This is a genomic window from Vibrio sp. 10N.261.52.A1, from assembly GCF_002876325.1.
GTDB lineage: Bacteria > Pseudomonadota > Gammaproteobacteria > Enterobacterales > Vibrionaceae > Vibrio > Vibrio chagasii.
Genome location: NZ_MCYD01000481.1, coordinates 1 through 2,669, shown reverse-complemented (window position 1 = coordinate 2,669; position 2,669 = coordinate 1). Strand labels below are relative to the sequence as shown.

The following is a 2,669-nucleotide window of genomic DNA, read 5'->3' as shown; positions in this document are numbered from 1 at the left end:
CTCTAAATCACGCGTCATCTGTTTGATCTGTTCTTCTTTCTGAACGATTGAAGATTCGATCTTCGCTTTGTCTGCTGCTGAGTCGATATCGACAAGCGTGTAAATCACGTCGCCTTGCTTTACCAATTGGTTGTGGTCAACGAACACTTCATCAATTTGCTGGCCGAAGATCGGTGACATTACTGCATGCGGCGCTTTTACCGTTGATGAGTTGGTCATATCTACCGGAGCCCAGAGACGAGAAACAATTGCCAATAGGCCTAGAATCACCACGCCACCAATCGCGGCCCAAGTGTAGTTCTTAATTGTTTTCTTTAGTGCGCCAGTCGCAAACAGGGACCATACAATCAGAATGTATGGGATCATCATCTCTTTCATTATGCGGCCTCTTTTCCAGTTGCTGTCTGCTCAGACTTAGTTTCTTCTGCTTGTTCACTATCGGACTTTTGAAGCTTCGGTTGAATACCACGGCGAATGACATCACTGATCGATTGACCGATGTGTTTCCAGTTAGCGAGAGCAATGACTAGAGCGATAACCCAGAACGTCTTGTTAATGAATAAGCCACAAAGCGAGAGTGCAAATACAATCTGTACATGGGCACTTTTGTGCTCTTTCGCCTTGTGCACACCGAGCTCATGGATTTGCCACATACCGTAGATAGCAGCGAATACAACCGCGAGAGTTACGGAGAACAAGTAACCGGAGAAGTACTCGCTTTGGAAGAAGTTCATCATCATTTCGTTCGGGTGGTTATTGAACTGAGAAAGGTCGATGTCTTTGGAGTGAATTGTACCCATAGGAGCAAGCGCCCAAGCACCAGCAAACATCAGGACCATAAATAGGCAGAATTTGACGAGAACCATCACGACGGCCCAAACTTTCTGCAGAACAATTTTAAGAATTTTCATATCTCAACCTAAATAATAAGGAGAGAGAAAGTGCAGTCTTGGTACAAGACTTTTAGATGACATCTGCAAGAGGTGTTGAATACCAGTGAGCGATACCGCCGACTGAAATCAAAAGTATTAGATGACAATTAAAAATCGCTTTGCCCAAAGAGACAACGCATTCTCGCGAAAACAGTGCTAAAAACACCGAGCGAAATCATTCTTAAACTAGAGTCAACCATTGCGAAGTTCGGTTGTTACAGTAGCTTTTTGCGCCGTCGTCCATGGTGCTTGCAACACTGTTATCTACACATTTTTAGGTTTTCTATATCGCTTAAGAATTGATTTGTTGGCGAAATAATAGGAAGTGTGAAGGGCGCTATCTACCCAGTATGGCGATATTGAACTATCGTAATTACGATAGGTTTAAGGGGTATTAGAACGGTAATTGGATTTATTTGAACGGGCTCAAACTCGGCTTATAAAATATGTCTACTAAATTAGCCTGGATCATAGAATCGGTTATAAAAGTATCAATAAGTCTGAAAAAAATATTGGACACTCCGAATAGTCTAGGGTGGGGTTTGAGTAGATTAAGCTATTCTGGCACAACGAATAGCGTTGGATTCCCAGTCTGACGAATGTGGCAGCTATTCGTCACAGTGAGTTGTTCTTATATTTCTGCTCTTTACCACATGTTGCTCTATTCTCGGTTTGGACAAATGAGCGATAATTAGCCGTTTTATTCTATCGGTTTTACGATAATATGATTCAATCTATCGCCTATTGAGTAAAGAATCATGAGCAACGACATTCCGAATTTTAACTTGTTAGCTGTATTTTCTGCGGTGATGGAGCAGGGCAGTCTGAGCAAAGCCGCCGATCACTTGAATACTAACCAATCGACAATAAGTACCTCCTTGGCGCGGTTAAAGAAGGAAGTTGATCAAGAGTTGTTTGTGCGCAAGGGGCGAGGAGTAGTCCCCACAGCCTATTCACAAAGCCTATACGAGCAGATCAAAGCGCCGATACAAGAACTCAACGGCGTTTTCCAAGGCATGGCAACGTTTGATGAAATGACAGCGGAGCGCAAGTTCGCGGTGTCGATTCCAGAGCACTTGCAATGGCTATTGTTGAATCGGTTCTTGGACTTACCAAACCAAGGGCTATCGTTAGAGGTGTATGATCAAGCGGACTCGGACGATCAAGTGCACGAAGATCTGTTAACGCAAAAGTTTGATGCGATGATCGATATTGTACTGCCAGAACACCCAAGCACGATGAGTGAGAAGCTATACGAGAGTGAGGTGGTGATTATTTGCAGAAACGGTCACCCTAGGATCAAAGGCGAGCTCACTCTCGATCAGTACTTGAATGAGAAGCATGCCGTGCTTGATCGAACGCGCCGACAAGTGAGAAGCCTCAATCATTACACATCACTGGATTTGTCCCAGAGAAAGATCATGATCCATGGCAGTTCTCTGTTCAGCAATTTATTACTGTGCAGTCAATCCGATTGCATTACAGTAGCCCCCCTTTCTATGGCGATTCAGTTCAAAGAGCGCCTCGATTTACAAATTTTCAAACCCCCATTTGATTGTCAGCCTATTCCTCATCACCTGATCTGGCTAAAAAAACAGAATAATGATCCCGCACATAAGTGGCTCCGAGAGCAGGTTATTAATACGGTAGAAGAGATGTCAAAGGTGTTGAACAGTTGGAAGGCTTCATACTAGCGTTACTTGCAACTTTGATATTTTCTTCAGATTAACCCTTTAT

3 protein-coding genes are annotated in these 2,669 nt (G+C 43.5%); 1 reads left to right on the top strand and 2 read right to left on the bottom strand.

Annotated features, from left to right (window positions below; genetic code table 11):
* Together BCT81_RS05620 and BCT81_RS05615 are read right to left on the bottom strand one after the other, a co-directional pair.
* The coding region (locus tag BCT81_RS05620; RefSeq protein WP_133152572.1) for a biotin/lipoyl-binding protein at positions 1 to 378 on the bottom strand (378 nt) is incomplete at its 3' end.
* On the bottom strand, positions 378 to 911 hold the full coding sequence (locus BCT81_RS05615; protein ID WP_102423470.1) for a magnesium transporter: 534 nt from the start codon (positions 909 to 911) through the stop codon (positions 378 to 380). The genes BCT81_RS05620 and BCT81_RS05615, both read right to left, overlap by 1 nt.
* Before the next feature lie 779 nt (positions 912 to 1,690).
* Between BCT81_RS05615 and BCT81_RS05610 the strand changes: the two genes are divergently transcribed.
* Positions 1,691 to 2,626, top strand: coding sequence for a LysR family transcriptional regulator (locus BCT81_RS05610; protein WP_102423469.1), 936 nt, complete (start codon positions 1,691 to 1,693; stop codon positions 2,624 to 2,626).
* Positions 2,627 to 2,669: the final 43 nt, after the last annotated feature.